Origin of the sequence: Paraburkholderia sediminicola (genome assembly GCF_046027355.1) — a bacterium.
Classification (GTDB): Bacteria; Pseudomonadota; Gammaproteobacteria; order Burkholderiales; family Burkholderiaceae; genus Paraburkholderia; species Paraburkholderia sediminicola_B.
Genome location: NZ_JAQQEK010000005.1, coordinates 211,489 through 235,083 on the forward strand (window position 1 = coordinate 211,489; position 23,595 = coordinate 235,083).

A 23,595-nucleotide genomic window follows, 5' to 3' on the forward strand; every position below is an offset into this window, starting at 1 on the left:
CGACGGTTGAATCCTCGGCTCACTCATGAGCCCGTGCCGCCGCCGGCTGCGATATCTCGGCCCGTCAGTGCGGACCGCTTGGGTGCCAGTGCGCGTCGAGCTTCGCGATCAGTTCGCTGCGTTGCTCGGGCGTGACGAACGACGCTTCGAAGCTGTTGCGGATGATCGTGTAGACCTCGGCATCGTTGAGCTTCAACGCGTCGATGGTGGCGAAATAGTTGGCGTTCACGTAGCCGCCGAAGTAAGCCGGATCGTCGGAATTCACCGTCACGGCAACGCCGCTATCGAGCAGATCCTTCAGCGTGTGCTTGGTCAGGTCGTCGAACACGCACAGCTTCAGGTTCGACAGCGGACACACGGTCAACGCGACGCGCGAATCCGCGAGACGCGCGACGAGCGCCGGATCTTCGATGCTGCGCACGCCGTGATCGACGCGGTCCACTTTCAGCAGATCGAGCGCTTCGTAGATATACGAGGGCGGGCCTTCCTCGCCGGCATGCGCGACGAGTTTCAGGCCGAGCGCGCGCGCCTTGGCGAACACGCGTTCGAACTTCGAAGGCGGATGGCCGCGTTCCGACGAATCGAGACCGACGCCGATCAGGCGATGCTTGTACTGCTCGAACAAAGGCCGCGCTTCTTCGAAAGTGGCGAGCGCGTCCTCTTCCGACAGATGGCGCAGGAAGCACAGAATCAGCTTGCTCGTCATACCGCGCTTTTCCGCGTCGGCGAGCGCGCGTTCGATGCCGGCCACGACGGTCGCGATCGGCACGCCGCGTTCGGTGTGCGTCTGCGGATCGAAGAAGATTTCGCTGTGAATCACGTTGTCGGCGAGGCAGCGCTCGACGTAGGCCATCGTCATGTCGTAGAAGTCCTGCTCGTGCAGCAGCACGCTCGCGCCCGCGTAGTAGATGTCGAGGAACGATTGCAGATCGGTAAACGCATACGCGGCACGTAAGGCGTCGATCGAGTCGTAGGCGAGCTTCACGCCGTTGCGCTCGGCAAGCGCGAAGATCAATTCAGGTTCGAGCGAGCCTTCAATGTGAATGTGCAACTCTGCCTTCGGTGCCAGCGCGGTTTTTTCGGCTAGCGGCGTGGGGGTAACGGTCGTTGTAGTCATGGTCGGTCAGGAGTTCGTTGGAGTCGGTTCGCGCCGGATGCGTAGGTGTTGTGTCGACGACGTGCCGCGCTTCAAACCGTCTGCGTGGCGTGATGCATGCCCGCGTTCGCCTCGACGGCCTGAAGCACCTGCGCCGCCGCCGAGATCGCGATGATCTCCGGCGACTTGTCGACGATGCCGTCCACGCCGAGCGGGCACTTCATCCGCGCGATCAGCGACGGATCGAGACCGCGCGCGGCCAGCCGGTGTTCGAACTGCTTGCGCTTGCTGTGCGAGCCGATCATGCCGAAGAACGCGAAGTCGCCACGCCGCAGAATGCGCTCGGCCAACTCGAGATCGAGTGCATGGTTGTGCGTCATCACGATGAAGTACGTGTTCGGCGCGGCCTGGTCGATGGCTTCGTCGGGGGCGTCGTTCGGATCGATCTTCACGTTCGGCGCATGCAGCGTTTCCGCGGGCGGAAATTGCGCGTCGCGTTCGTCGACCCAGCGGACCGCGCAAGGCAGCGTGGCCAGCACGCGAACCAGCGCGGCACCCACGTGACCGGCGCCGAACAGCACGACCGAGAAATCGCCTGGCGCGATGGTTTCGGTGAGCAGCGCGCCGCTGTCGTCGAAACCGGCGCCGTCCCACAGCAGGCAGTCAGCGGCGTCGACGCCCGGCTCGGGGTCGGACAGCATCACCGCATCCGGTGCGGGGCCGAATGATACGCTACGCACCGTCGAAAGGCCGGCGGCCACGCGTTTCGCCAGCGACGTGATCCAGCCGAGGTCGCCCACATCGAGTCGCTCGAAGGCGACAATCACCGCGCCACCGCAGCATTGGCCGAGGCTCGGGCCGAGCGCGAAGCGCTCCAGGCGACGCATGTGCGGCGAGCGCATGCCGTCGCGCAACACCTGGCGCGCGGTCTCGATGGCTTTCCATTCGAGATGTCCGCCGCCGATGGTGTGCTTCGCCGAATCGCGCGTGACGATCATCTTGGTGCCGGCTTCGCGGGGCGCCGAACCTTCGACGCGCGCGACCGTCACCAGCACGGCGGCGTCGCCGTGCGCGAGCAGTTGTTGCAGGTCAGGTAGCCAGGCTTGCATCCGGCGTTCTCCATACGTGGCCGCGCGGGGTGTCCGTGCGGCCGGTTGAGTGTGGTCTCACGCGTTCGTGTCGCGTCAGGCCGTGGGTTATTTTTTCAAACTGTCGTGTCGGTCGCCGCCGGTTCCGTTGCCGGTTGCGGCGCGGCCGGTGGCTGCAACGCGTCCAGTGCGTCGAGAATCGCTTCGGGCGTGGCCGGTGCGCGCAATGCCGGCGCCTGTTGCGCGTCCGGCACGGCGGCCGCGATCGCGTCGCGAATCGCGAGGAACACCGAGAACGGCAACAGCAGCGGCGGCTCGCCGACCGCCTTCGAGCGGAACACGGTCGGCTCGGCGTTGCGGTTCTGATAGAGCTGCACGTGGAACGCGGCGGGCGTATCGCTCACCGCTGGAATCTTGTAGGTGGACGGCGCGTGCGTCATCAGACGGCCGTCGCGGTTCCACCAGAGTTCCTCGGTGGTGAGCCAGCCCATGCCCTGAATGAAGCCGCCTTCCACCTGGCCGATGTCGATGGCCGGGTTGATCGACTGACCGGCGTCGTGCAGCAGGTCCGCGCGCACCAGTTTCCATTCGCCGGTCAGCGTGTCGATCACGACTTCCGAGACCGCCGCGCCATACGCGAAGTAATAAAACGGGTGACCGGTCAGTGTTTTCGCGTCCCAATGCACTTTCGGCGTGGTGTAGAAACCGTCCGACCACAATTGCACGCGCGCCAGATACGCAGCGCCGACTAGTTGCTCGAACGGCATCGCGCCGCCGTTCACCGACACCTCGCCGTTGGCGAATTGCACGTCGTTTGCTGCACCGCCGAGTTGTTTGGCCGCGAGTTCCGCGAGCCGCGCGCGAATCGTCTTCGCCGCGGCTTCGGCGGCTTTGCCGTTCAGGTCGCTGCCGGTGGAAGCCGCGGTCGCCGACGTGTTCGCGACCTTGGAGGTATCGGTTGCCGTGACCCGCACGCGGGAGAGCGGCAGACCGAACTCATTGGCGACCACTTGCGCGACCTTGGTGTTGAGACCTTGGCCCATTTCCGTGCCACCATGATTGACGAGCACCGAGCCGTCTTTGTACACATGCACCAGCGCGCCGGCCTGATTCAGAAACGGCACGTTGAACGAAATGCCGAACTTCACCGGCGAAAACGCGATGCCACGCTTGAGCACCGGACTGCTCGCGTTGAAGGCCACGATCGCTGTGCGGCGCGCGCGATAGTCGCTGGTGCCGAGCAGCTCATCGGTCAGCGGCGCGATGATGTTGTCTTCGACACGCTGTCCGTACGGCGTCGTGTCGCGCTCGCCGATGCCGTAGTAGTTGGCCAGGCGCACGTCGAGCGGATCGCAGTTCAACTGACGCGCGATGCTGTCGAGCATCACTTCCATCACGAGCGCGCCTTGCGGGCCGCCGAAGCCGCGGAACGCGGTGTTCGATTGCGTGTTGGTCTTGCAACACAGCGCGACGATGTCGACATCGGACAGGTAGTACGCGTTGTCGAAGTGACAGACAGCGCGCGTGGCGACGGCGCCGGAGAGGTCGGCGGAATAGCCCGCGCGCAACGCGATTTCGACGCGCGCGCCGAGAATGCGGCCGCTGTCGTCGAAGCCCGCTTCGTACGCGTAGACCGCGTCGTGGCGCTTGCCGGTGATCATGAAATCGTCGTCGCGGTCGGCGCGCAGTTTGACCGGACGGCGCAGCCGTTTCGCCGCCAGTGCGGCCACGCAGGCGAACACTGCCGATTGCGATTCCTTGCCGCCGAAGCCGCCGCCCATGCGCCGGCATTCGCACACCACGTTGTGCGCCGGCCAGTCGAGCATATGCGCGACCACCTGCTGCATCTCGCTCGGGTGCTGGGTCGAACTGTAGACGAGCATGCCGTCCATTTCCTTCGGCACGGCGTACGCGATCTGGCCTTCCAGATAGAACTGCTCCTGGCCGCCAACTTCGAAGGTGCCGCTGATCCGGTTCGGCGCGGCGGCGATCTTCGCATCCGGCTCGCCGCGTCGCAGATGCAGCGGCGGCAGCACGAACTGCCTGGCGGCTTTTGCTTCGGCGGGCGTGAGGATGGCTTCGAGCGGTTCGTAGCGGATCACGTCGTCGCTCTTTGCCAGCGCGGCGGCACGGCGGGCGAGCTCGTGGCTTTCGGCGATCACGGCGAACACCGGCTGGCCGAGGTACAGCACTTCGTCGACGGCGAGAATCGGGTCGTCGTGCAGCACTGGACCGCAATTGTTCTCGCCGGGAATGTCTTCGGCGGTCAGCACGGCGATCACGCCCGGCGCTTTCCTGACCGCCTCGAGATCCATCGACACGATCCGCGCATGGGCGTGGCGCGACAGGCCGAGCGCAGCGTGCAGCGTGCCTTGCAGTTCGGGCACGTCGTCCGTGTAGGTGGCTTCGCCGCTCACATGCAGCGCAGCCGATTCATGCGGCAGCGATACGCCGATCGACGCGTCGCTCTCGTGAGCGATGTGCCTCGCAGCATGTTCGACAAAAGCATCGGTCCGGTTCATCACGACGGCTCCTTCGCAACGGCGGCGTCCGGCGCACCGGCTTCGAACGCGAACGCATTCACGTCGAAGAGGGCGAGCGGCGCGTCATCGCGCGTTTCGAGGTGGAAGCGCCACAGCACATTGCGCGCCACCTTCAGTCGATAAGCGCTCGAAGCGCGCATGTCGGTGAGCGGCTGGTAATCGGCGACGAGCGCATTCATGGCTTGCCGCGCGGTGCTTTCGTCCCATGTCGCGCCATTCAGGACGGCTTCGGTTTGCGCGGCGCGCTTCGGCGTGGCCGCCATGCCGCCGAACGCGACGCGGGCTTGCTGAATGACGCCGTTTTCGCCGAAGTGCAGCGCGAACGCCGCGCACACGGCCGAGATGTCCTGATCGTAGCGCTTCGACACCTTGTAGGTGCGAAAGCGCAGATTGCCGGCCGGGCGCGGCACGCGCAGCGCCGCAACGAATTCGCCGGCGGCGAGCGCGGTCTTCTGATAGCCGAGGTAGAACGCGTCGAGCGGCAGCGTGCGCGTTTTCGGACCGTGGCGCAACACGACTTCGGCGCCGAGCGCGAGTAGCGCCGGCATCGAGTCGCCGATCGGCGAGCCGTTCGCGACGTTGCCACCGAGCGTGCCCGCATTGCGGATCGGCAGCGATGCGAAACGCGTCCACAGTTCGGCGAGTTCGGGGTAATCCACAGCGAGTGCCGCGTACGCGTCTTCGAGCGTGACGGCGGCGCCGATCGTCAGCGTCTGCGCATCGCGCTCGATCGTCCTCAATTCGGCGACGTTGCCGATGTACAGAATGTCGCCGAGATCGCGAAATTGCTTGGTGACCCACAGGCCGACGTCCGTGCTGCCGGCGAGCAGACGCGCGTGCGGATTGTCGGCGCGGAGCCGGGCGAACGCATCGAGCGAGACCGGCGCATAAAAGGCGGGCGAGCCGAACGCGGCACCGCGTGTATCGGGCGCGTGGTATTCGAAGGTGTCGCGCCGTTGCAGTTCGCGCAACTGATCGGCGACGGCCTTGCGGTCCAGTGTCACGCGTGGATATTGCGGATAGTCGAACATCTTCTGCGAGGCGTCGACGATCGGCCGATAGCCGGTGCAGCGGCACAGATTGCCGGAGAGCGCGGCGTTGATTTCATCGCGGGTGGGCAGGCCGGCGGCGGCCGGCTGGTTTTCGTACAGCGCCCACATCGACATCACGAAACCGGGCGTGCAGAAGCCGCATTGTGAGCCGTGGCAGTCGACCATGGCTTGCTGCACAGGATGCAGGGCGCCGTCGGCGGCGCGCAGGTCTTCGACGGTGAAAAGCGCCTTGCCGTCCAGCGTCGGCAGGAACTGGATGCAGGCATTGACCGCTTTCAGCGCGAGACCGCCATGCGCGTCCAGTTCGCCGATGACGACCGTGCAGGCGCCACAGTCGCCTTCCGCGCAGCCTTCCTTGGTGCCGGTGCAATGCAGATCCTCGCGCAGGTGCTGCAGCACGGTGCGCGACGCAGGGACGCCCGCAACCTCACGGACGGACCCCTGGTGATAAAAGCGGATGGTTTGCGTTGTCATGGCGAATCCGAAAGACAGTGCGGACCGGGCGCGCGTTACGCATGGGGTCGCGCCAAAGCCGGCCTCGCGCACGTAGATCGCCATCCAATTACGAAGATAGCATTACCTTGTCCCAAAAATATTTCCCATATCGCATGAAGCTTATTCGGGAGCGGTCATGAGATAAGTACGATTCGCGCTTAGGCGGGAAGTTGCGTGAAAACGGGGCGGAAGGCGGAAAAGAAGGCGGAGCGGGGCGCGGCGGGGGAAATCGGCACTCGATCAAACGCTAAATACCGCTGAATACGGGGATTCTGGACGAAAAAACGCCGGATTTCTGCCGCCCAAAATGGCGGCCCGAATCCGGCGATATTCCTTCAGTGTGGCAAAGCGGGCCGGCAAATCCCGATCAGGCGATCCGGCGACGGTTGCGGACCAGCGTCAGCGCCAACGGGATGAAAGCGATCACGAATGCGACCAGCGACCATTGCGGCAGCGTCAGACCCAAAATCGGCGGATAGGCCGTTTCGCACAACCCGGCGACCTTGAATACACCTGGCAGCCAATGCGCGGGCGGCAAGCTGTCGACCAGCGGCTGCAGCGCGTCGAAGCCGCAGCTAAAGCCCGGATTCGCCTGAACATACACATGACGCGCGGCCGTGACGATACCAGCCAGCGCCGACAAGGCCGCCATCACTTCCAGCAGACGCACGCCGCGCCAGCTGTTAAAACGCGCGCCGAGGAACGCGAAGATCGCGATCAGCAAAAAGAAATACCGCTGGATGATGCACAACGGACAAGGGTCTTCGTGCAGAAAATACTGCAGATACAGCGCGCCGCCCACGAGGGCAACGCAGATCAGGCCAAGCAGAACCAGCAGGGAGCGCTCGCGGCGCAGCATTGCAGTGTCGTTATTCATGGATCGTGTGGCTGTCTGGAAACGGAAAGGGCGGGTGCCCGCGATTCTAGCGCGAACCCCCGCCCCCCAGCTTATCCTGCTTTTACGACGTATTTCCTGATCAGCGAATCGCCTTGAGCACCGCTTCGGCGCCGCGGCCGATGGCCAGCAGGGCGTCGTCGGCATGCGGCGCGCCGGCCAGCATCAGGCCGACCGGGGCGTCGCCGCGCAGATGGCACGGCAGCGACAGCGCGCACGTATCGAGGAAGTTGAACACGCTCGGGTTGCGCAGGATCAACGCGTTGGTGCGGCCAAAGGCGTCATCGTCGTCAACGAGGTCTGCGACGCGCGGCGGCACCACCGGCACCGTGGGCGCCACGACCGCGTCGAAACGCTGCCACAGCGTGCGGGCGGCCTCGGCGAGCATCGCCTCGCGTTCGGCGAGCAGGTCCAGATAGTCGGCGGCGCTGGCCGGCTGGCCCTTCAGAATGCGCACCAGCACACGCGGATCGTATTGGTCGCGATGCTTTTCCAGCAACGGACGATGCCACGCATACGCCTCGATCGGCGAGAACCCGAAGCGGTTGATCTCGGGCAAACGGTCGAGCGGCGCGAAACGCACTTCGCTGACTATCGCGCCGGCCGCTTCCAGATGCTTCAGCGCCGTGTCGATCGCCGCCGCGACCGCCGGCTCGACGCCGTCCGTGACGAAATTGGTCAGCACGCCGAGGCGCACGCCTTCGAGCGGGCGGGCGGTCGGAATGCGCGGCTCGAGCCCGGCCAGCATGCGGTCGACCAGCGCGCAGCACGCCACCGAAACGCCGATCGGGCCGAACGAATCGAGAGTCGACGAAAGCGGCACGCCGCCCTGTTTGGGAATCCGGTCGGCGGTCGGCTTGAAGCCGGTGAGGCCGCACAGTGCCGCCGGAATGCGGATCGAGCCGCCGGTGTCGGTGCCGAGCGCGATGGCCGCCATGCCGTCCGCGACGGAAGCCGCCGCGCCCGACGACGAGCCGCCCGAAATCCGCTCGTCGCCTTTCACGCCGCGCTGGTACGGCGACAGCGGGTTGCCATAGTGCGGGTTCAGGCCAAGTCCGGAAAACGCGAACTCGCTCATATTGGTTCGGCCGACGATCACGGCGCCCGCGCGCTTCAAACGCGCGACCGCGACGGCATCCGCCTTGGCGACGGGGGCGTCGGCGAGCACTGTGGAACCGGCGCGGGTCGGCTGGCCTTCGATATCGAACAGGTCTTTGACCGATACCGGAATCCCGGCGAGCGGTGAAAGTACGGTGCCGGCGGCGCGCAGACGGTCGTGCGCATCGGCGGCGGCGCGGGCGCTGTCGGCGTCGACGTGCATGAAGACGGCGGCGCCCTGGCCGGCCGGATCGGCGATCCGTTCGAGCGCGGTCTCGACGAGCGCGCGGCTCGTGGTGCGTCCGGCGGCGAGGTCGGCGGCAAGTTGGGCTAGCGGCGGAAAGGGCGTGAATTCAGTGGCCATGATGTCGGTAGGAATCCGGTTGAACCGGGCAAAGCCGGTCATTGGGCTAAATGCGATGGCTTAAGTGCGTTCGGCTACATGCGATTGAAGAGTGTCGCGCGGAACGCTTCGATATGCTTTTGCACCGATTGACGCGCGCCTTCGGCATCGCGTTCGCGCAGCAGGCCAAACAGTTCGAGATGTTCCTCGTGCACGTCTTCCAGATGATGCGGCTCGGACAGCGAAATGAACCAGAAGCGCAGCGAGCGCTCGTGCAGCCCGCGCAGGATGTCGGCCAGCACCGGGTTGCGCGAGGCCGCCGAGATCGCCAGATGAAACTCGCGGTCGATATCCATCATGCCTTCTATATCGTGCGCGGCCACGCACACGGCCGAGCGGTCCAGCAGCGCCTGCATCGCGTCGTAGTCGTGCTGTTGCGCGTGGCGCGCGGCCAGCTCCACGCAATAGCTTTCGTTCACGAGGCGCACGTCGATGATCGCCAGCACGTCGTCGAGCGAAACCGGGCGGACCATGATGCCTTTGCGCGGCATGATGGTCAGCATGCCTTCATGCACCAGCCGGTGCAGCGCCTGGTGCACCGGCGTCCTGCCGATGCCGGTCAGCGCCATCAGTTCCGCTTCGTTGAGCACCTCGCTCGGCCGCAGGCGCATGGTGATGATCTCGCGCTTGACGAACGCATACGCCTGCTCGGCGAGACTCGCGGCAGCGGTCGCGCGGGCGGGCGTGGAAGGGCGGGCAGTCTGCAAAAGCGTCATGTGAAGTGGAAGCGGACGATGTCGTCCGCATTGTAGAGCAAGGTTTTGCGTGGACGGCGCGGGCAGGCTCAGGCCGCCTCAGGCGCGGCTCGGCGACACCGTCGCCGCATGCTGCACCTTGACGCGCGGCATCATCAGCGTGACCAGCCCGCCGACGATCAGGGCCCCCGCGATCAGCACGAGCCCGAACGTCACGCTATGCGTCGCGTCCTTGACGATGCCGAGCACATACGGGCTCACATAGCCCGCGAGGTTCGCGATCGAATTGATCACGGCAATCCCGGCGACCGCGGCCGAGCCTTGCAGGAAGGTCGTCGACATCGACCAGAAGATGCCGAAGCCCGCGAGAATGCCGATATACGCGATCGACAAACCGGTAACGGCGAGCGGAATCGAGTTGGTCACCGAGGCGCTGCCGAGCAAACCCGCCGCGCCGATGAAGCAGCACACGGCGTAGTGCCAGCGCCGCTCGCCGGTGATGTCCGACGAACGCCCGATCAGGATCATGCCGATGCCCGCCGCCAGATACGGAATCGCGGTGACGAAGCCGTTGGTGACGAGGTTCGTCACGCCCAGATCCTTGACGATCTGCGGCAGCCAGAACGAGAAGCCCGCATTGCCGGTGACGAGGCAGAAATAGATCAGCGTGAGCAGCCAGAAGCGGCCCGAGCGCAACGCCACCGCGAGGCTATGCTCCGCGCCGGCCGCCGCGGCCGCTGTGTTCTCCCGCGCAAGGCGGCCGAGAATCACGCGTTTTTCGTCGTCGGTGAGCCAGGCGGCTTCGGCGGGCGTATTGCGCAGCACGGCGAGCGCCCAGAAGCCGGCGAGAATCGACGGAATGCCTTCGATCAGGAACATCCACTGCCAGCCGCGCAAACCATGCGCTTCATGCAATGCCGACATCAGAAACCCCGACAACGGCGCACCGATGATGCCTGCCACCGGAATCGCCGCCATGAACACGGCGACCATGCGCGCGCGCCGGTCCGACGGAAACCAGAAGGTCAGATAGAGCACGACGCCCGGCACCAGCCCCGCTTCGGCGACGCCCAGGAAAAAGCGCAGCACGTAGAACATCGTTTCCGAGCGCACGAACATCATCAGACACGAGAGCAAGCCCCACAGCATCGTGATGCGGGCGATCGTGGCGCGCGCGCCGAACTTCTTCAGCAGCAGGTTGCTCGGCACTTCGAACACGAAGTAGCCGAAGAAAAAGATCCCCGCGCCGAGTCCGTACGCCGCGTTCGACAGGCCGAGGTCGCCGGTGAACTGCAGCTTCGCGTAACCGATGTTGACGCGGTCCAGATACGACAGCACATAGACGAGAAACAGGAACGGCATGATGCGCCAGGTGATCTTGCGCAGGGCGGCGGCTTCGAGCCACGCGTCGGAAGACGCGTCGGCGGCGGATAGCGAAGGGGAGCTCATGGGTGCCTCATTCGACGATAGGTAGCGCGCACACGCGATAGGCGTGACGCAGCGTGCGGTTCAGGATCGGGTCGTGCAATTCGAGTTCGAGCGCGTCACCGTCGGCCATGCCGACGATGCCGCCCTGTACCGCCAGCGTGCCGCAGAACATGGCCGCGCCTTGCGCGAGCGGCGCGCGCGTGAGCAGATCGGCGGCCGGCAGCAGCGACGCCACGCTGCCTTGCTGATAGACGCGCCGCTCGCCGTTTGTCACCGCGTAGGCGCGCAATTCCAGCTGGTCCCAGTGGCCGGAGACATCGTCGAAGCGCCAGGCGTCGCGCGCCACCGGCTTCGGACAGACCTGTTTGGAGACGGTCACGCCGTAGGCCTCGACCTCGCGGTCGGTGTGATCCGAACCGACGGTGACGAGCAAGCCTGCTTTCGACTGCACCAGCACGCATTCGGCTTCGCCGCTCGACTTCACGCCGACCACGTCGATCTGCTCGGCCTGCGTCAGCAGTTCCGCGCCGAGGCGGTAGAAGCACGGCGTGGTGGACGGCCGCTTCACGCCGAGTTCGGCCAGTTCGGCGATGTGATGCTCGATCGCGGCCTGATCGCGCCCGGCCCAACCCGCAATGGTCAGACGATTCACCTCGGCAATCTCGGCACGACTGCCGCCGGAACGGTCTACAACGTTGAAGGACAGCTGCTGCATTGCTCGACTCCCAAGAAAATATGCCACAAATATTATTGTGATATTTCACAGGAGTCCAGCGTGTCAAAAACATTCTTTTGAGGGCTGGATGAGTCGTGCGGCCCGGCGATTAGTCCAACGCCCGAAGGACATTGGCGCGCGACGGCTTGCCGCATTCGTTTGTTAAACTGCGTTCTCCAACATTACTTTTTGTAAGGGACGCATTCATGCACCATGGCATCGGCTTCATTCAGGACCTGGCGGTCGTGATGGCGCTCGCCGGCGTCGTCACCGTGCTGTTCCATCGCCTGAAACAGCCGGTGGTGCTCGGTTACATCGCCGCCGGCGTGATCATCGGGCCGTACACGCCGCCGTTCCAGTTGATCCACGACGAGCAAACCATTCAGACGCTCGGTGAACTCGGCGTGGTGTTCCTGATGTTTTCGCTCGGCCTCGAATTCAGTCTGCGCAAACTCTTCAAGGTCGGCGCGACGGCGATCGTCGCGGCGCTCTCCGAGATTGTGCTGATGCTGTGGATCGGTTACGAAATCGGCAGCGCGTTCGGCTGGAGTTCGATGGATTCGCTGTTCCTCGGCGCGATTCTCGCGATCTCGTCGACCACCATCATCGTCAAGGCGCTCTCCGAACTGGGCCTGAAACGCGAGAGCTTCGCGCAACTGGTGTTCGGCATTCTGATCGTCGAGGACATTCTCGCCATCGCGATGCTGGTGCTGCTGTCGGGCATTGCACAGACCGGGCAGCTGAGCGCGGGCGTCGCCATGGTTACGCTCGGCAAGCTGCTGCTGTTCATGACGGTGTCGCTGGTGGTCGGCATTCTGGTCGTGCCGCGCGCCTTGAACTACGTGGCGCGCGCGAAGAGCGACGAGATGCTGCTCGTCTCGGTGCTCGGTTTCTGCTTCGGTTTCTGTCTGCTGGTCGTGAAACTCGACTACAGCATCGCGCTCGGCGCGTTCCTGATCGGCGCGATCATGGCCGAATCGCGTCATCTGCATCGGATCGAGCATCTGATCGCGCCGCTGCGCGACGCGTTTTCCGCGATCTTCTTCGTGACAATCGGCTTGATGCTGAATCCGGCTGTGCTGGTCGACTACGCGTGGCCGATCGCGGTGATCACGGTGGCGGTGATCGTCGGTAAGATCGTCTCGTGCGGGCTCGGCACCTTTCTCGCCGGCAAGGACGGCCGCACCGCGATGCGCGTCGGCATGACCGTCTCGCAGATCGGCGAGTTCTCGTTCATCATCGCGTCGCTCGGTTTGACGCTCAAGGTGACGAGCGCGTTTCTGTATCCGATCGCGGTGGCGGTGTCCGCGTTGACCACGCTGTTCACGCCGTATCTGATCCGCGCGGCCGACCCGCTGACGCAGCGTCTCGGTCACGCCATGCCGCGCACGCTCGCGAACGTATTCGGCATGTACGGGCAATGGTTGCGCAGCCTGAGTACGGGAAGCGGTGAACCGACGCTCTTCAGCATGACGCGGCGGATCATCCTGCAGATTGCCGTCAATCTGGCGCTCGTCGCCGCGATTTTCCTGATTGTGTCGTATAGCGCGCCTTATACCAGTTCGTGGCTCGCACATTGGGTGAGTTCCGAGCCGATGCAGCGCGTGGTGTTATGGAGCCTCGCACTGGTTGTGTCGATGCCGTTTCTGGTGGCCGTGTATCGCAAGCTCAAGTCGCTTGCGTTGCTGCTCGCCGAGGTCAGCGTGCAACCGGCGACGGCGGGGCGCTTCACCAGTGCGATCCGCTACGCGATCTCCGATCTGGTGCCGGTGGTCTCGATGGTCGGCGTGTTTCTGCTGGTCGCGGCGCTTTCCGGCGGCATTCTGCCGCCGACCGGCCTGCTTACCGCGGTGCTGGTCTGCGCCGCGTTGCTGCTGGCGCTGGTGTGGCGCTGGTGCGTGAAAATCCACGCGGCGATGCAGATCGCCTTGCGCGAGACTTTCGAAGAGCAGCCGGATCCTTAAGTCAGACTTGCCGCGCGATTCTCCAGGTTGAGTTCCTCATAGGCGTCATAGGCGCCCGCAACAATGTGAGCAATTGTGTGCGGGTTTGCGGCGCTTGCCTCGCTAGCGGATAATCAGGGCATATTCATTCGTTCGCGTGGAAGGCGCCTGTCTGACTGTCATGAGCGAAAACAAACCTGAAAATGCCGGCAAGCCCGGCAATCCAACGCCGCCTTCGCCGTCGCCCGCGCCGTCCGGCACGTCCGCTGTGTCGACATCTGGCTCCACGCCGACCGACCCGGCGGCCTCGCTACCCCTCTCGCACGAAGATGCCATCCAGTCGCCGATCAAGGACACGGTGAGGCCGCCGGGGGCGTCGTCCACCCATGCGCCCGCTGAGTCCCGAGCGACGCCGGCTGCCGAGGAGGCCGCCGTGCGATCGTCGACCGACGATCCCGACAGCGCGTCCGCCGTCACGCCCACCGATCCGCAAACGGCGCGGCAACGCGATGCGGCCGAAGCACGCAGCTCGGCTGCGGCATCCACCGCGAAGCAGGAAGCGGCGGTGCATGAACAGGAAGCGCGGCGTGCCGGCGTCCATGCAATGAGACCGCCGCCGACTGTCGGGAGCAGCGAACCCGTCGACGGCGAGATGGTGAGCTCCGTTGAAGACGCTACCGTGGTCGAAGAGGTTCAGGCTTCCACCGAACGTCGAGCTGGCTCGCCGCCGCCCGGTTTCGGCGCGGCGCCTGACTTCACCGCGTCCAACCCGCCGCCGCCCAATGCCTTGCCGCCGTCGCCGCCGCGCTATCTGAAGCACAACGATTCGGCGTGGACCGTGTTCGGCCGCATCGTCGCGGCGCGCGCGCGCCAGTTGTTCGATCGCGCGGGCCAGCGGATCACGCAGCGCACGCTGCGCATCGGCGTGTCGGCGCGTATCTTCCATCCCGAGCCGGGTGCGAAGGGACTGCGCGGCAAGACCTTGCAGTATCTCGAGGAATCGATCGCGCACTGGGTGATGTCGCGCGACGTGCTGGTGTTCATGATCCCGACGGTCGGTCATCAGGGCATGCTGCACCCGAGCAATATCCGTTTGCGCGATTACGCGAAGCATCTCGACGGCCTGCTGCTGCAAGGCGGCGCCGACGTCTCGCCGCAGTCGTACGCGGAACAGGCAACCAGCCACGAGTGGCCCGGCGACCGCGTGCGCGACATGTACGAACTCGAACTGCTGCATGAGTTCGTCGAGTCGGGCAAGCCGGTGCTCGGCGTGTGCCGTGGTTGTCAACTGATCAACGTGGCGTTCGGCGGGACCTTGTATCAGGACATCGCTACCGATGTGCCGACCGCGGGCACGCACGTCAACGAGAACTACGATCAGCATCGACACGGGATTCACTTCCCTGACGGCTCGACGCTCGCCAATATGTTTCCCGGCCGGCGCGATGCGATCGTCAACTCGATTCACCATCAGGCGGTCAAGACGCTCGGCCGCGATCTCAATATCGAAGCGGTGTCGGCGTCGGATGGCATCATCGAAGCCGTGCGCTACCGGCGCGCGCCGTTCGTGATGGGTGTGCAATGGCATCCGGAGTTTCATCGCGCGGGCGGTCCGGAGTTGCTCGACTGCACGCCGTTGCTCGATACGTTCCTGCGTGTGGCGCGTGAGACGCGGTTTTGAGATTGCCGGGCTGGTGAGGTGGTGTTGGATGGCCGAATGCGTGGTTTGTTAGAGGCGTACCGCTGCAGTTTGCAGCGGTACGCCTCTTGTGTTTTCTCTTGCTGTTTTAATGGCTGGCTTCTCGCTCGCCTTTTGTATCAGTCTGTCGATGCGTGCGGCATTTTTAATTTTCGGAGTCGCGATATCTCGTTATCGAGATAGATAGTCAGGAATGCGAGTTTTTTCTTGACCGGAGTGCGCGTATCTCTTTATCAATCACCTTATCTCCATATTGCGAATCCGTTGACGGCTGAATTCGTACGACCCCGACGTAAATTCAGCGTCATCCGCACGAGACGGAACGTCGCATTTTCGTCTTTTCCGAACTCGTTTATTTCGCGATGGATGGACTGGATCGATCAAATCATTCGCTGGCAATTTATCTCGATTTAAAGTCCGCCCGCGTGGCATTTGAATGCTTCGCTTAAAGGCGAATCCGCGCGATAATCTGCGGCTGTTTTGGATTCGCATGGAGCATGCACGTATGAAGTACCCCTTAATAGTACGGCGCGCCATGCTGCTCGCGACCTCGTGTGCGCTGTTGCAGCAGGGCGGTTTCGTACTGGCCGCGCAAAGCGACGAGGCCGCGCCGCTGGTCGGCACACGGCCGGCCATCAACACCCTGACGCCGCAGCCTGTCGCCGATGCGCTGCGCAACACCGCATCAGCTGCGTCGGCCACGTCGGCCACGGCCGGCGATGCGCAAGGCAATGTCGCCGAACTGATGCAGATGATTCACGACTCGAAGCTAAGCGAACTGCGCACCACGTATAACGGCAGTTACGGCGCGAGTCTGTTTTTCTATCCGCGGGAAATGACGTACTACGTCGCGTTATTTCAGGACAAGCATTTCTGGCGAGTGATCAAGTCCGAGGACGCGGCGCGCGCGGAAGCGATCTATGCGGGCTTTGCGCAGCAGACGGCGCAACTCGCGGATGTCGAGATTCGCCGCACGCAGTTGCAGGCGCAGAAGGCGTACATCGACGACGTTATTGCATTGTCCGAAGATCGCGCAAAACGCTTGCAAGCCGATCTCGACGTGGCTCGCACCCAGCAGGCCAAGGTCAATGACTATCAGCGTCAAACGCAAGGCGAAGCGGCCGCGCTGCATGCGGAGAAGGAAAGGGCGCAGGCGCAGTTGCGCCAGGTGCAGGGCGAAGTGATGCAACTGCAGCGGCAAACCGAGATGGGATTGCCGATTAAGAAGTAAATGCGTGAACGTGAAAAAGCCCGGCCATTCGTGAATTCGTGAATGGCCGGGCTTTTTTGCACTACGCGACGTCTGTGCAGTCGTGTCGTGCTTACTTCGCGAATTGATCCGGAATGTCGGTCACGCGTCGCTGTGAGAGATGGTTCATCCATTCGGTTCGGCTGGCGCCGGACGCATTGTTTGAAGAACCGGTGCGCGGCATCGGCGCAGTATCGCGGACATGTGTCGCGGCGGACATCGTTACGCCCGCGTATTCGTCGACGCCGGGCCGAGTCGGGGCGAGAGGCGAATAGGGCCCGGCAACCGACGGCTTTGGCGACACATTTGCGGCGACTTTTGGGATCGCGCTGCGTGCCACGTCGTCGGCGATTGCCGCTCTGTGCGAAGGTTGGTTTGCGACGGCGCGGCTCGCGCTGCGCGGGTAAATTTGCTCGGGTTGTGCGCCGCTCTTGTCGCGGACGAGCTTGCGGCGTTGCGAGGCGGGTCTTTCAGCGATGACGCGCGACGGAGCCAGGCGCGACGCGGGCGACGAGATCGAAGCAGGTATCGATACCGACGCTGCCTTGGGAATCGACGTAGGTGGCGACTTGGGCGTCGCGCTCGAGAGTGCGGGCGTTGATGCCGCGACTGCCGCAGACGCGTTTACCGCAGCGTCATCTGCTGCGCGAGCGGTAACTGCGGACGGTGGCTGAAATTTCGCCGACTGCGAATCGCGCTCGTCCGAGACCTTGCTCGCGAAATCCACATGAGTGGCCGTGTCACGATGCATCAGATGATCGAACCCAATCCACCCCAGCATCGCAGCGCCGCCGAGCACGCAGGCACCGCCCGCGAGCGCACTCCAATGATGGCCGGACCCGCGCGCCGCTGTTGCATACGCATGCAGCGGAACCGGCGGCACGGCCGCAGCGGCCGCGGCCATGTGCGCGGCAGCGTCGAATGGCTTTTCAAACACCGGCTCCGGCACCGCAGCCGCGCGCCGCACGTCTGTCGGCGACCATCGGCAAAGCGAGCGAATGGCCTGATCGCTCATGCAGAACGTGCGCAGCATGGCGGCGTAGAGTGCCTTGAGTTCCGCCCGCAAACTGTAGCCAGGCGGGAGCAGTGCCCAGTCCCGGCCGAAGGGCGCCGGCACATGACCGAGCGGACGCAAGCGCGGCATGGCCAGATAGCCTTGGATCGGGGTGAAAGGAATGGTGGACATCGGTCTTTCCAGCGCCTCTTAAAGGGGCCGCCGATCGGCGGCCCCGGGATCTGCGGGGACTCAGGCCTCGGTGCGATGCGCGGAAACGCCTGGCATGCACGCCGCACGTTGACGCCGAACAGCAGCGTCGTGCTCTGGACAAGCACATGGGCGCATGGGCGGGTCACTGTGAAGCCAGCGGGGTGCGGAGGATGATGCCTGGAAGCAGCCGACCTGGCGATCGGACAGTTCCGAAAAGATATGCCGATCCGTCCAGGATCGGGTCAAGCCTGGACGCTGCTCAATCGAGCCACGCTTGCCCTATCGATCGAGCCTGTAGACGTAGCGCAACGCCGTAATATCCACGCCGCCCATATGATCCGGTTCGGCGCCGACGAACTGCCAGCCTTGCCGTTCATAGAAGCCGATCGCCGGCGTATTCCCTTCGAGCACATACAGATAGAGTTGCGCCTCGCCCTGCGCGCGAGCCCAATCCTCGGCGGCATGCATCAGCAGCTTGCCGACTCCGATGCCCTGATAGTCCGGCAGCGTGTGCAGGTTATCGAGCAGCACGCCCCACGCGGACTCCGGTTGACGTTCGACGCAGACAAAACCCGTCGGCTCGCCCGCGAGTTCGGCGATCAGTACGATGCGGCGTTCGCCGCCGGGCGCGCTCAGGCGCGCTTCCCAATAGGCTGCGCGCTCGCGCGTGACTTCGCCGTCGAGAAAGGCGTCGGGCAGCAGGTTGCGATAGGTGGCCTGCCAACTGGTGCTGTGGATCGAAGCAATGAGCGCGGCATCCGCGAGAGTCGCGGGGCGCAGCGAAAGAGCGGGGGTGGTTCGCATCGGGGGAGTGATCAACGGAAATGCCTGACTGCAAATGTTAGCGCGACGACCGGCGACACGCGTAAGGAAACTGTATGCATTACGCGACAGCGGCTTCAACGGTAACATTACGTGGAGCGGGCGCCGCATGATTCACAACGTTTACCCTGATACCGTGAGGGTGCGTTCAGCATGAAAATGCAGCGCCCCCGGGCGCGTTGTTCTATCCGCCCGAGGCATCCGCTTTGCCGAACCCAGTGGATCGTTTCAACTGCCTGCCCGCCGCCGTTTTTTTTCGTGGCGACAGGCCCATCAGAGAATCTCATGTCTACTGCGTCACACGCCACTTCCTCATCCCAAGAATCCAAGGTCAAGACAGTATTCCGCGTAGTCAGCGGCAACTTTCTTGAGATGTACGACTTCATGGTCTACGGCTATTACGCTTCAGCGATCGCCAAGACCTACTTCCCGAGCGGCAACGAATTCGCCTCGTTGATGCTGTCGCTGTCGGTGTTCGGCGCGGGCTTCCTGATGCGGCCGCTCGGCGCGATCGTGCTCGGCGCCTACATCGATCATCACGGCCGGCGCAAGGGCCTGATCCTCACCCTCGGTTTGATGGCGCTCGGCACGCTCACGGTCGCGTCGATTCCAGGTTACGCGACGATCGGCTTGCTGGCACCCGTGCTCGTTCTGGGCGGACGGCTGTTGCAAGGTTTCTCCGCCGGGGTCGAACTGGGCGGCGTGTCGGTGTATCTGTCGGAGATCGCCACCAAGGGCAACAAGGGCTTCTACTGCGCGTGGCAATCGGGCAGCCAGCAGGTTGCCGTGGTGTTCGCCGCGCTGATCGGCGTGTTCCTGAACAAGCTGTTGCCGGCTGACCAGATGAGCGCCTGGGGCTGGCGCGTGCCGTTCCTGATCGGCTGCCTGATCGTGCCGTTCCTGTTCCTGATCCGCCGTTCGCTGCAGGAAACCGAGGAATTCAAGGCGCGCAAGCATCATCCGAAGATGGGCGAGATCATGAAGACGATGGCCGCCAACTGGGGCATCGTGCTCGGCGGCATGGGCATGGTGATCATGACCACCGTGTCGTTCTACATGATCACGGCGTACACGCCGACCTTCGGCAAGGAAGTGCTGAAGCTGTCGTCGATCGATACGCTCGTCGTCACGGTCTGTATCGGCCTGTCGAATCTGATCTGGCTGCCGCTCGCGGGCGCGCTGTCCGACCGTATCGGCCGGCGTCCGGTGCTGCTGGTGTTCACGATTCTGACCATCATCACCGCGTATCCGGCGCTGCAGTGGCTGGTGGCGGACCCGTCGTTCGCGCGTCTGCTGGAGGTCGAACTGTGGCTGTCGTTCCTGTACGGCAGCTATAACGGCGGGATGGTCGTGGCGCTGACCGAAGTCATGCCGGTCGAAGTGCGCACCGCCGGTTTCTCGCTCGCCTACAGCCTCGCCACGACGATCGGCGGCTTCACGCCGGCTATCTCGACGTTGTTGATTCACACTACCGGCAACAAGGCGGCGCCGGGTCTGTTCCTGGGTGTGGCGGCGATTTGCGGGTTGATCGCGACGTTGGTGCTGTATCGCACGCCGGAATCACGCAATCAATATCGGACGGCCTGAGCTTCATCGTTCACCATTCATTCGGGCAAGTAAAAGCCCCGCGTTCTCACGAACGCGGGGCTTTTGTTTTTGGCACGGCGGCGGTGGCGGCTGATTTCGCCGAGCGGCGTCCGCGCTAGCCGTTGCGCAATTCGTTCGCCACGGCCTCGACGACGTCGCCCCACGCGCCGGGTTGCGGCTGACGCACCAGCGTCGCGCCCGGATACCACGGGCTGCGTGTCTCGCCGGCAAACCAGCGCCAGTCCGCGGCGAACGGCAGCATCAACCAGAGCGGCTTACGCAGCGCGCCGGCCAGGTGCGCGATGGACGTATCGATCGACACCACCGCGTCGAGCCGTTCGATGATCGCCGCCGTGTCCGCGAAGTCGCCGATCCGCTTGTCGAAGCGATGAATCGACGCCGCACGCGGATGCGCGTCGAGCGCCACGCGTTCGTCGGCGCTCAACTCGGGCTGCAGCACGATCCAGTCGATGCCTTCGAGTGCGAACAGCGGATCGAGCGCGGCGAGCGGCATCGAACGGGTTTCGTTTTGCTGGATGCGTCCCGACCACGCGATGCCGATCTTGCGCTTCGCCTGGCCGCCGAGCGAGCCGCGCCATTTGCGGCCATACGCGCTTGGCACGCTGAGGTAGGGTGTGCGCTCAGGAATGGTGTCGAAGGTCGTGCCGAGTGCGAGCGGCAGGCTCAGCAGCGGGCATTGCAGATCGGCGGCGGGGCGCGGCGTGCCCTGGCCGATCAACGTCACGCGCCAGGCTTGCGCGGCCGGGGCCAGTAAGGGCAGCAGTTGCGGCTGCACTTCGAGCACGACGCGCGCCGCGCGCTGCGCGACGAGCGGGACGAAGCGCACGAATTGCAGCGTGTCGCCGAAACCCTGCTCGGCGTGGACCAGCAGCGTACGTTGCGCGATCGGCTCGCCGTGCCAGCGCGGCAGCGTCTGGATCACCGGCTGCGCCGTGGACTGCAGGCGCCATTCGTACTCCGGCAGTCCGCGCGCGAAATCGCGCAACGCGAGCCACGCGAGCGCGCGGTTCATGTGCGCGGAGGCGAGGTCGGGGCGCAGACGCAGCGCCTGATCGAAGGCGCGCACCGCCGGGCCATGCGCGCCCAGCGCCTGGTGCGCGGTGCCCAGGCTTAGCCACGCGAGCGCGAATTGCGGATCGAGACCGACCGCGCGTTCGAGATATGGCAGCGCCTCGGCGTGCCGTCCCAATGCCGCGAGCGCGTTACCCATGCCGAAGATGGCCGGTGGCAGGTTCGGCTGCAAGGCCAGCGCCGCCCTGAACGAGGCGACCGCTTCGGCATGGCGGCCGGTGGCGTCGAATGTGTTGGCGAGATTGAAGTGCGCGGCGACGAAGCGCGGCTCGGCCGCCAACGCCGTCTCGAAACACGGGATCGCCTCTTCCGCGCGACCGAGCGCGTTCAGCGACATGCCCATGTTATTGAGCGCGCCGGCATGACCGGGACGCAATTCGAGCGTGCGCCGGAACGCGGCGATGGCTTCGGTATGGCGTCCGAGCGCGTGCAGCGCATTGCCGAGGTTGTTATGCGACGAAGCGTCGTTCGGTTGCAGGCGCAACGACTTTTCGAACGCGTCGGCGGCGTCTTCATGACGGCCCACCGCGGCGTATGCGTTGCCCAGGTTGTAGTGCGCCATCGGGAACGTCGGCGCGAGCGTCAGCGCATTGCGAAACTGTTCGATGGCGTCGTCGATCTGGCCCAGCGCTTTCAGCGCGTTGCCCAGGTTCAGTTGCAGCGCGGCGTCTTCCGGGCGCAGGTTCACCGCGCGCCGCACGAGCGCGGCGGCTTCGGCGTGCTGGCCCTGCTGGTGGCGCAGGACGCCCAGCAGGTGCAACGCATCGACGTGCGCGGGATTGCCGTCGAGCGTCGCGCGGTAGCCGCGTTCGGCGTCGTCGAGGCGGCCGTCACGATGCGCCGCGAAAGCGCGGTCAAATACAGGTTGCATGACGGGGGATGGCATTCGGGTGAGGCAGAGGCCGCATTTTCCCACACTCGCCGGACCGCACTCCGATTTGACCGGTTGTCTCAATATCTATAACATATGAATACATGTTCATATGTCCTTCCGCAACGCCGCCTGCCATGGCTTCTTCATTCGCGTCAGCCACTTCGTTTGCCAGCTTTGACGATCGCTCGGTCGACACCATCGTGCCGCTCGCCGACCTGTTTCGCCTGCTCGGCGACCCGACGCGATTGCGCATCGTGCTGGCGTGCCTCGACGAGCGGCGCGCGGTCGGCGCGATTGCCGAGGGGCTGGGTTTGTCGCCGTCGCTGGTGAGCCATCATTTGCGGCTGCTTCGCGCGGCGCGGATCGTGCGCGCGGAGCGGCAGGGCAAGCAGGTCTTCTATCTCGCCGCCGACCGCCATATCAGTGCGATGCTGGCCGGCATGCTCGAACACGTGGCCGAACCGGCCGGCGATGAATCTCTGGACGCGTCATGAAGAAAAACGAGCACGACCACGAAGGGCATGGCCACGTCGGCCATGAACATACCCACGGTCACACCCACACTCACAGTCACGGCCACGCCGGCCACCACCACGTTCACGCCCCCGTTGCAGGCCACGGCCGCGCGTTCGCGCTCGCCGTCGTGTTGAACATCGCCATCGTGATCGCGCAAGCCGTCTACGGCGTACTCGCCCATTCCACCGCGCTGCTCGCCGACGCCGGCCACAATCTCTCCGACGTCCTCGGCCTGCTGCTCGCCTGGGGCGCCTCCTGGCTCGCGACGCGCCGTCCGTCGGCGCGCTACACGTTCGGTTATGGCAGCTCGTCGATCCTCGCCTCGCTCGTCAATGCCGGGCTGTTGCTATTCGCGTGCGGCGTGATCGTCGCCGAGGCAATCGGGCGGCTGATGAATCCGGCGCCGGTGGCGGGGCTCGCGGTGTTCGTCGTTGCGACCGTCGGCGTGGTGGTCAACGGAATTTCCGCGTGGCTCTTCATGCGCGGGCAGAAGGAAGATCTGAACATTCGCGGCGCCTTCCTGCATATGGCGGCGGATGCCGGCATCTCCGCGGCGGTCGCGGTGAGCGGCCTCGTGATTCTCTACACCAACTGGACGTGGCTCGACCCGGTCATGAGCTTGCTCGTGGTGGCGGTCGTGGTGGTCGGCACGTGGGGCCTGTTGCGCGATTCGGTGCGCCTCGCGCTCGACGCCGTGCCGCCCGGCGTCGATCTGCAAAGCATCCGCGACTATCTGGCGGGACAGCCCGGCGTCGTCGACGTGCATGATCTGCACGTGTGGGCTCTGTCGACCACCGGCAACGCGCTCAGCGCGCATCTGGTGATGCCGGCCGGCCACCCCGGCGACGAGTCGCTTGACGGCATCGTCGTCATGCTGCGCGAACGCTTTTCGATGCAGCACGCGACGCTGCAAGTCGACCTCGGCACCACGCAGCACCGGTGCGCAATGGATCATGCGCCCCACGCGCATTGAGGCAAACCGGAACGCGCAGCAAGCTCACAGCAAGCCCAAGCCAATCGCGTGATTGATGCAGCGCACCGTCAGCGCGTTGGTGGCGGCGCTCCAAGGCGACTTCCTGCGGGCGTACACTAGAACGC

The 23,595-nt window shown here is 64.6% G+C and carries 18 protein-coding genes; 6 read left to right on the top strand and 12 right to left on the bottom strand.

The features are described 5' to 3' along the window. Positions 1-64: 64 nt before the first annotated feature. The 9 genes from PQR42_RS11190 to PQR42_RS11230 form a co-directional block, all read right to left on the bottom strand. Complete coding sequence (locus PQR42_RS11190; protein WP_408385699.1) at positions 65-1,117, bottom strand: adenosine deaminase; 1,053 nt, start codon at positions 1,115-1,117, stop codon at positions 65-67. A 71-nt stretch (positions 1,118-1,188) separates the two neighbouring features. Next, entirely contained in the window at positions 1,189-2,205 is a 1,017-nt protein-coding gene (gene xdhC, locus PQR42_RS11195; RefSeq protein WP_408216149.1) for a xanthine dehydrogenase accessory protein XdhC, read from the bottom strand. Between the two features lie 95 nt (positions 2,206-2,300). Beyond that, a complete protein-coding gene (gene xdhB, locus PQR42_RS11200; protein ID WP_408493632.1) occupies positions 2,301-4,706 on the bottom strand; it encodes a xanthine dehydrogenase molybdopterin binding subunit in 2,406 nt (801 codons plus the stop codon). Next, positions 4,706-6,253: a xanthine dehydrogenase small subunit gene (gene xdhA, locus PQR42_RS11205; protein WP_408385703.1), complete on the bottom strand. Its 1,548-nt coding sequence runs from the start codon at positions 6,251-6,253 to the stop codon at positions 4,706-4,708. Before xdhA ends, xdhB begins: the two co-directional genes overlap by 1 nt. 388 nt (positions 6,254-6,641) lie before the next feature. Continuing rightward, the gene (locus PQR42_RS11210; RefSeq protein ID WP_132373482.1) at positions 6,642-7,151 is read right to left on the bottom strand and encodes a disulfide bond formation protein B; all 510 of its coding nucleotides are present in this window, start codon (positions 7,149-7,151) and stop codon (positions 6,642-6,644) included. A gap of 100 nt (positions 7,152-7,251) precedes the next feature. After that, positions 7,252-8,631: an amidase gene (locus PQR42_RS11215; protein ID WP_408385985.1), complete on the bottom strand. Its 1,380-nt coding sequence runs from the start codon at positions 8,629-8,631 to the stop codon at positions 7,252-7,254. A gap of 74 nt (positions 8,632-8,705) precedes the next feature. After that, the gene (locus tag PQR42_RS11220) at positions 8,706-9,386 is read right to left on the bottom strand and encodes a GntR family transcriptional regulator (protein WP_132373483.1); all 681 of its coding nucleotides are present in this window, start codon (positions 9,384-9,386) and stop codon (positions 8,706-8,708) included. A 78-nt stretch (positions 9,387-9,464) separates the two neighbouring features. Then, positions 9,465-10,814 (bottom strand): MFS transporter, encoded by a 1,350-nt coding sequence (locus tag PQR42_RS11225; protein ID WP_408385705.1) that lies wholly within the window; start codon positions 10,812-10,814, stop codon positions 9,465-9,467. A gap of 7 nt (positions 10,815-10,821) precedes the next feature. After that, complete coding sequence (locus PQR42_RS11230; RefSeq protein ID WP_408385707.1) at positions 10,822-11,508, bottom strand: DUF2848 domain-containing protein; 687 nt, start codon at positions 11,506-11,508, stop codon at positions 10,822-10,824. Between the two features lie 206 nt (positions 11,509-11,714). Between PQR42_RS11230 and PQR42_RS11235 the strand changes: the two genes are divergently transcribed. The 3 genes from PQR42_RS11235 to PQR42_RS11245 all read left to right on the top strand — a co-directional run bounded on the left by PQR42_RS11235 (position 11,715) and on the right by PQR42_RS11245 (position 16,381). Continuing rightward, positions 11,715-13,472: a cation:proton antiporter gene (locus PQR42_RS11235; protein ID WP_408385709.1), complete on the top strand. Its 1,758-nt coding sequence runs from the start codon at positions 11,715-11,717 to the stop codon at positions 13,470-13,472. A gap of 160 nt (positions 13,473-13,632) precedes the next feature. Continuing rightward, the gene (locus tag PQR42_RS11240) at positions 13,633-15,132 is read left to right on the top strand and encodes a gamma-glutamyl-gamma-aminobutyrate hydrolase family protein (RefSeq protein WP_408385711.1); all 1,500 of its coding nucleotides are present in this window, start codon (positions 13,633-13,635) and stop codon (positions 15,130-15,132) included. A 523-nt stretch (positions 15,133-15,655) separates the two neighbouring features. Then, positions 15,656-16,381, top strand: a complete 726-nt coding sequence (locus tag PQR42_RS11245; RefSeq protein ID WP_408385713.1) for a DUF2968 domain-containing protein — start codon at positions 15,656-15,658, stop codon at positions 16,379-16,381. Between the two features lie 91 nt (positions 16,382-16,472). Here PQR42_RS11245 and PQR42_RS11250 read toward each other — a convergent pair whose 3' ends face one another. Both PQR42_RS11250 and PQR42_RS11255 read right to left on the bottom strand, forming a co-directional pair. After that, a complete protein-coding gene (locus PQR42_RS11250) occupies positions 16,473-17,585 on the bottom strand; it encodes a hypothetical protein (protein WP_408385715.1) in 1,113 nt (370 codons plus the stop codon). Between the two features lie 300 nt (positions 17,586-17,885). Further along, on the bottom strand, positions 17,886-18,410 hold the full coding sequence (locus tag PQR42_RS11255) for a GNAT family N-acetyltransferase (protein ID WP_408385717.1): 525 nt from the start codon (positions 18,408-18,410) through the stop codon (positions 17,886-17,888). Positions 18,411-18,713: 303 nt separating this feature from the next. Here PQR42_RS11255 and PQR42_RS11260 point away from each other — a divergent pair, with 303 nt between their 5' ends. Beyond that, on the top strand, positions 18,714-20,015 hold the full coding sequence (locus tag PQR42_RS11260) for an MFS transporter (protein WP_408385719.1): 1,302 nt from the start codon (positions 18,714-18,716) through the stop codon (positions 20,013-20,015). Positions 20,016-20,130: 115 nt separating this feature from the next. Here the strand turns inward: PQR42_RS11260 and PQR42_RS11265 are convergent, their stop codons facing one another. Continuing rightward, the gene (locus PQR42_RS11265) at positions 20,131-21,978 is read right to left on the bottom strand and encodes a tetratricopeptide repeat protein (RefSeq protein ID WP_408385721.1); all 1,848 of its coding nucleotides are present in this window, start codon (positions 21,976-21,978) and stop codon (positions 20,131-20,133) included. A gap of 137 nt (positions 21,979-22,115) precedes the next feature. Here PQR42_RS11265 and PQR42_RS11270 point away from each other — a divergent pair, with 137 nt between their 5' ends. Both PQR42_RS11270 and PQR42_RS11275 read left to right on the top strand, forming a co-directional pair. Beyond that, entirely contained in the window at positions 22,116-22,475 is a 360-nt protein-coding gene (locus tag PQR42_RS11270) for an ArsR/SmtB family transcription factor (RefSeq protein ID WP_408216113.1), read from the top strand. Further along, positions 22,472-23,470, top strand: coding sequence for a cation diffusion facilitator family transporter (locus PQR42_RS11275; RefSeq protein WP_408385723.1), 999 nt, complete (start codon positions 22,472-22,474; stop codon positions 23,468-23,470). Before PQR42_RS11270 ends, PQR42_RS11275 begins: the two co-directional genes overlap by 4 nt. The last annotated feature ends 125 nt before the right edge of the window (positions 23,471-23,595 follow it).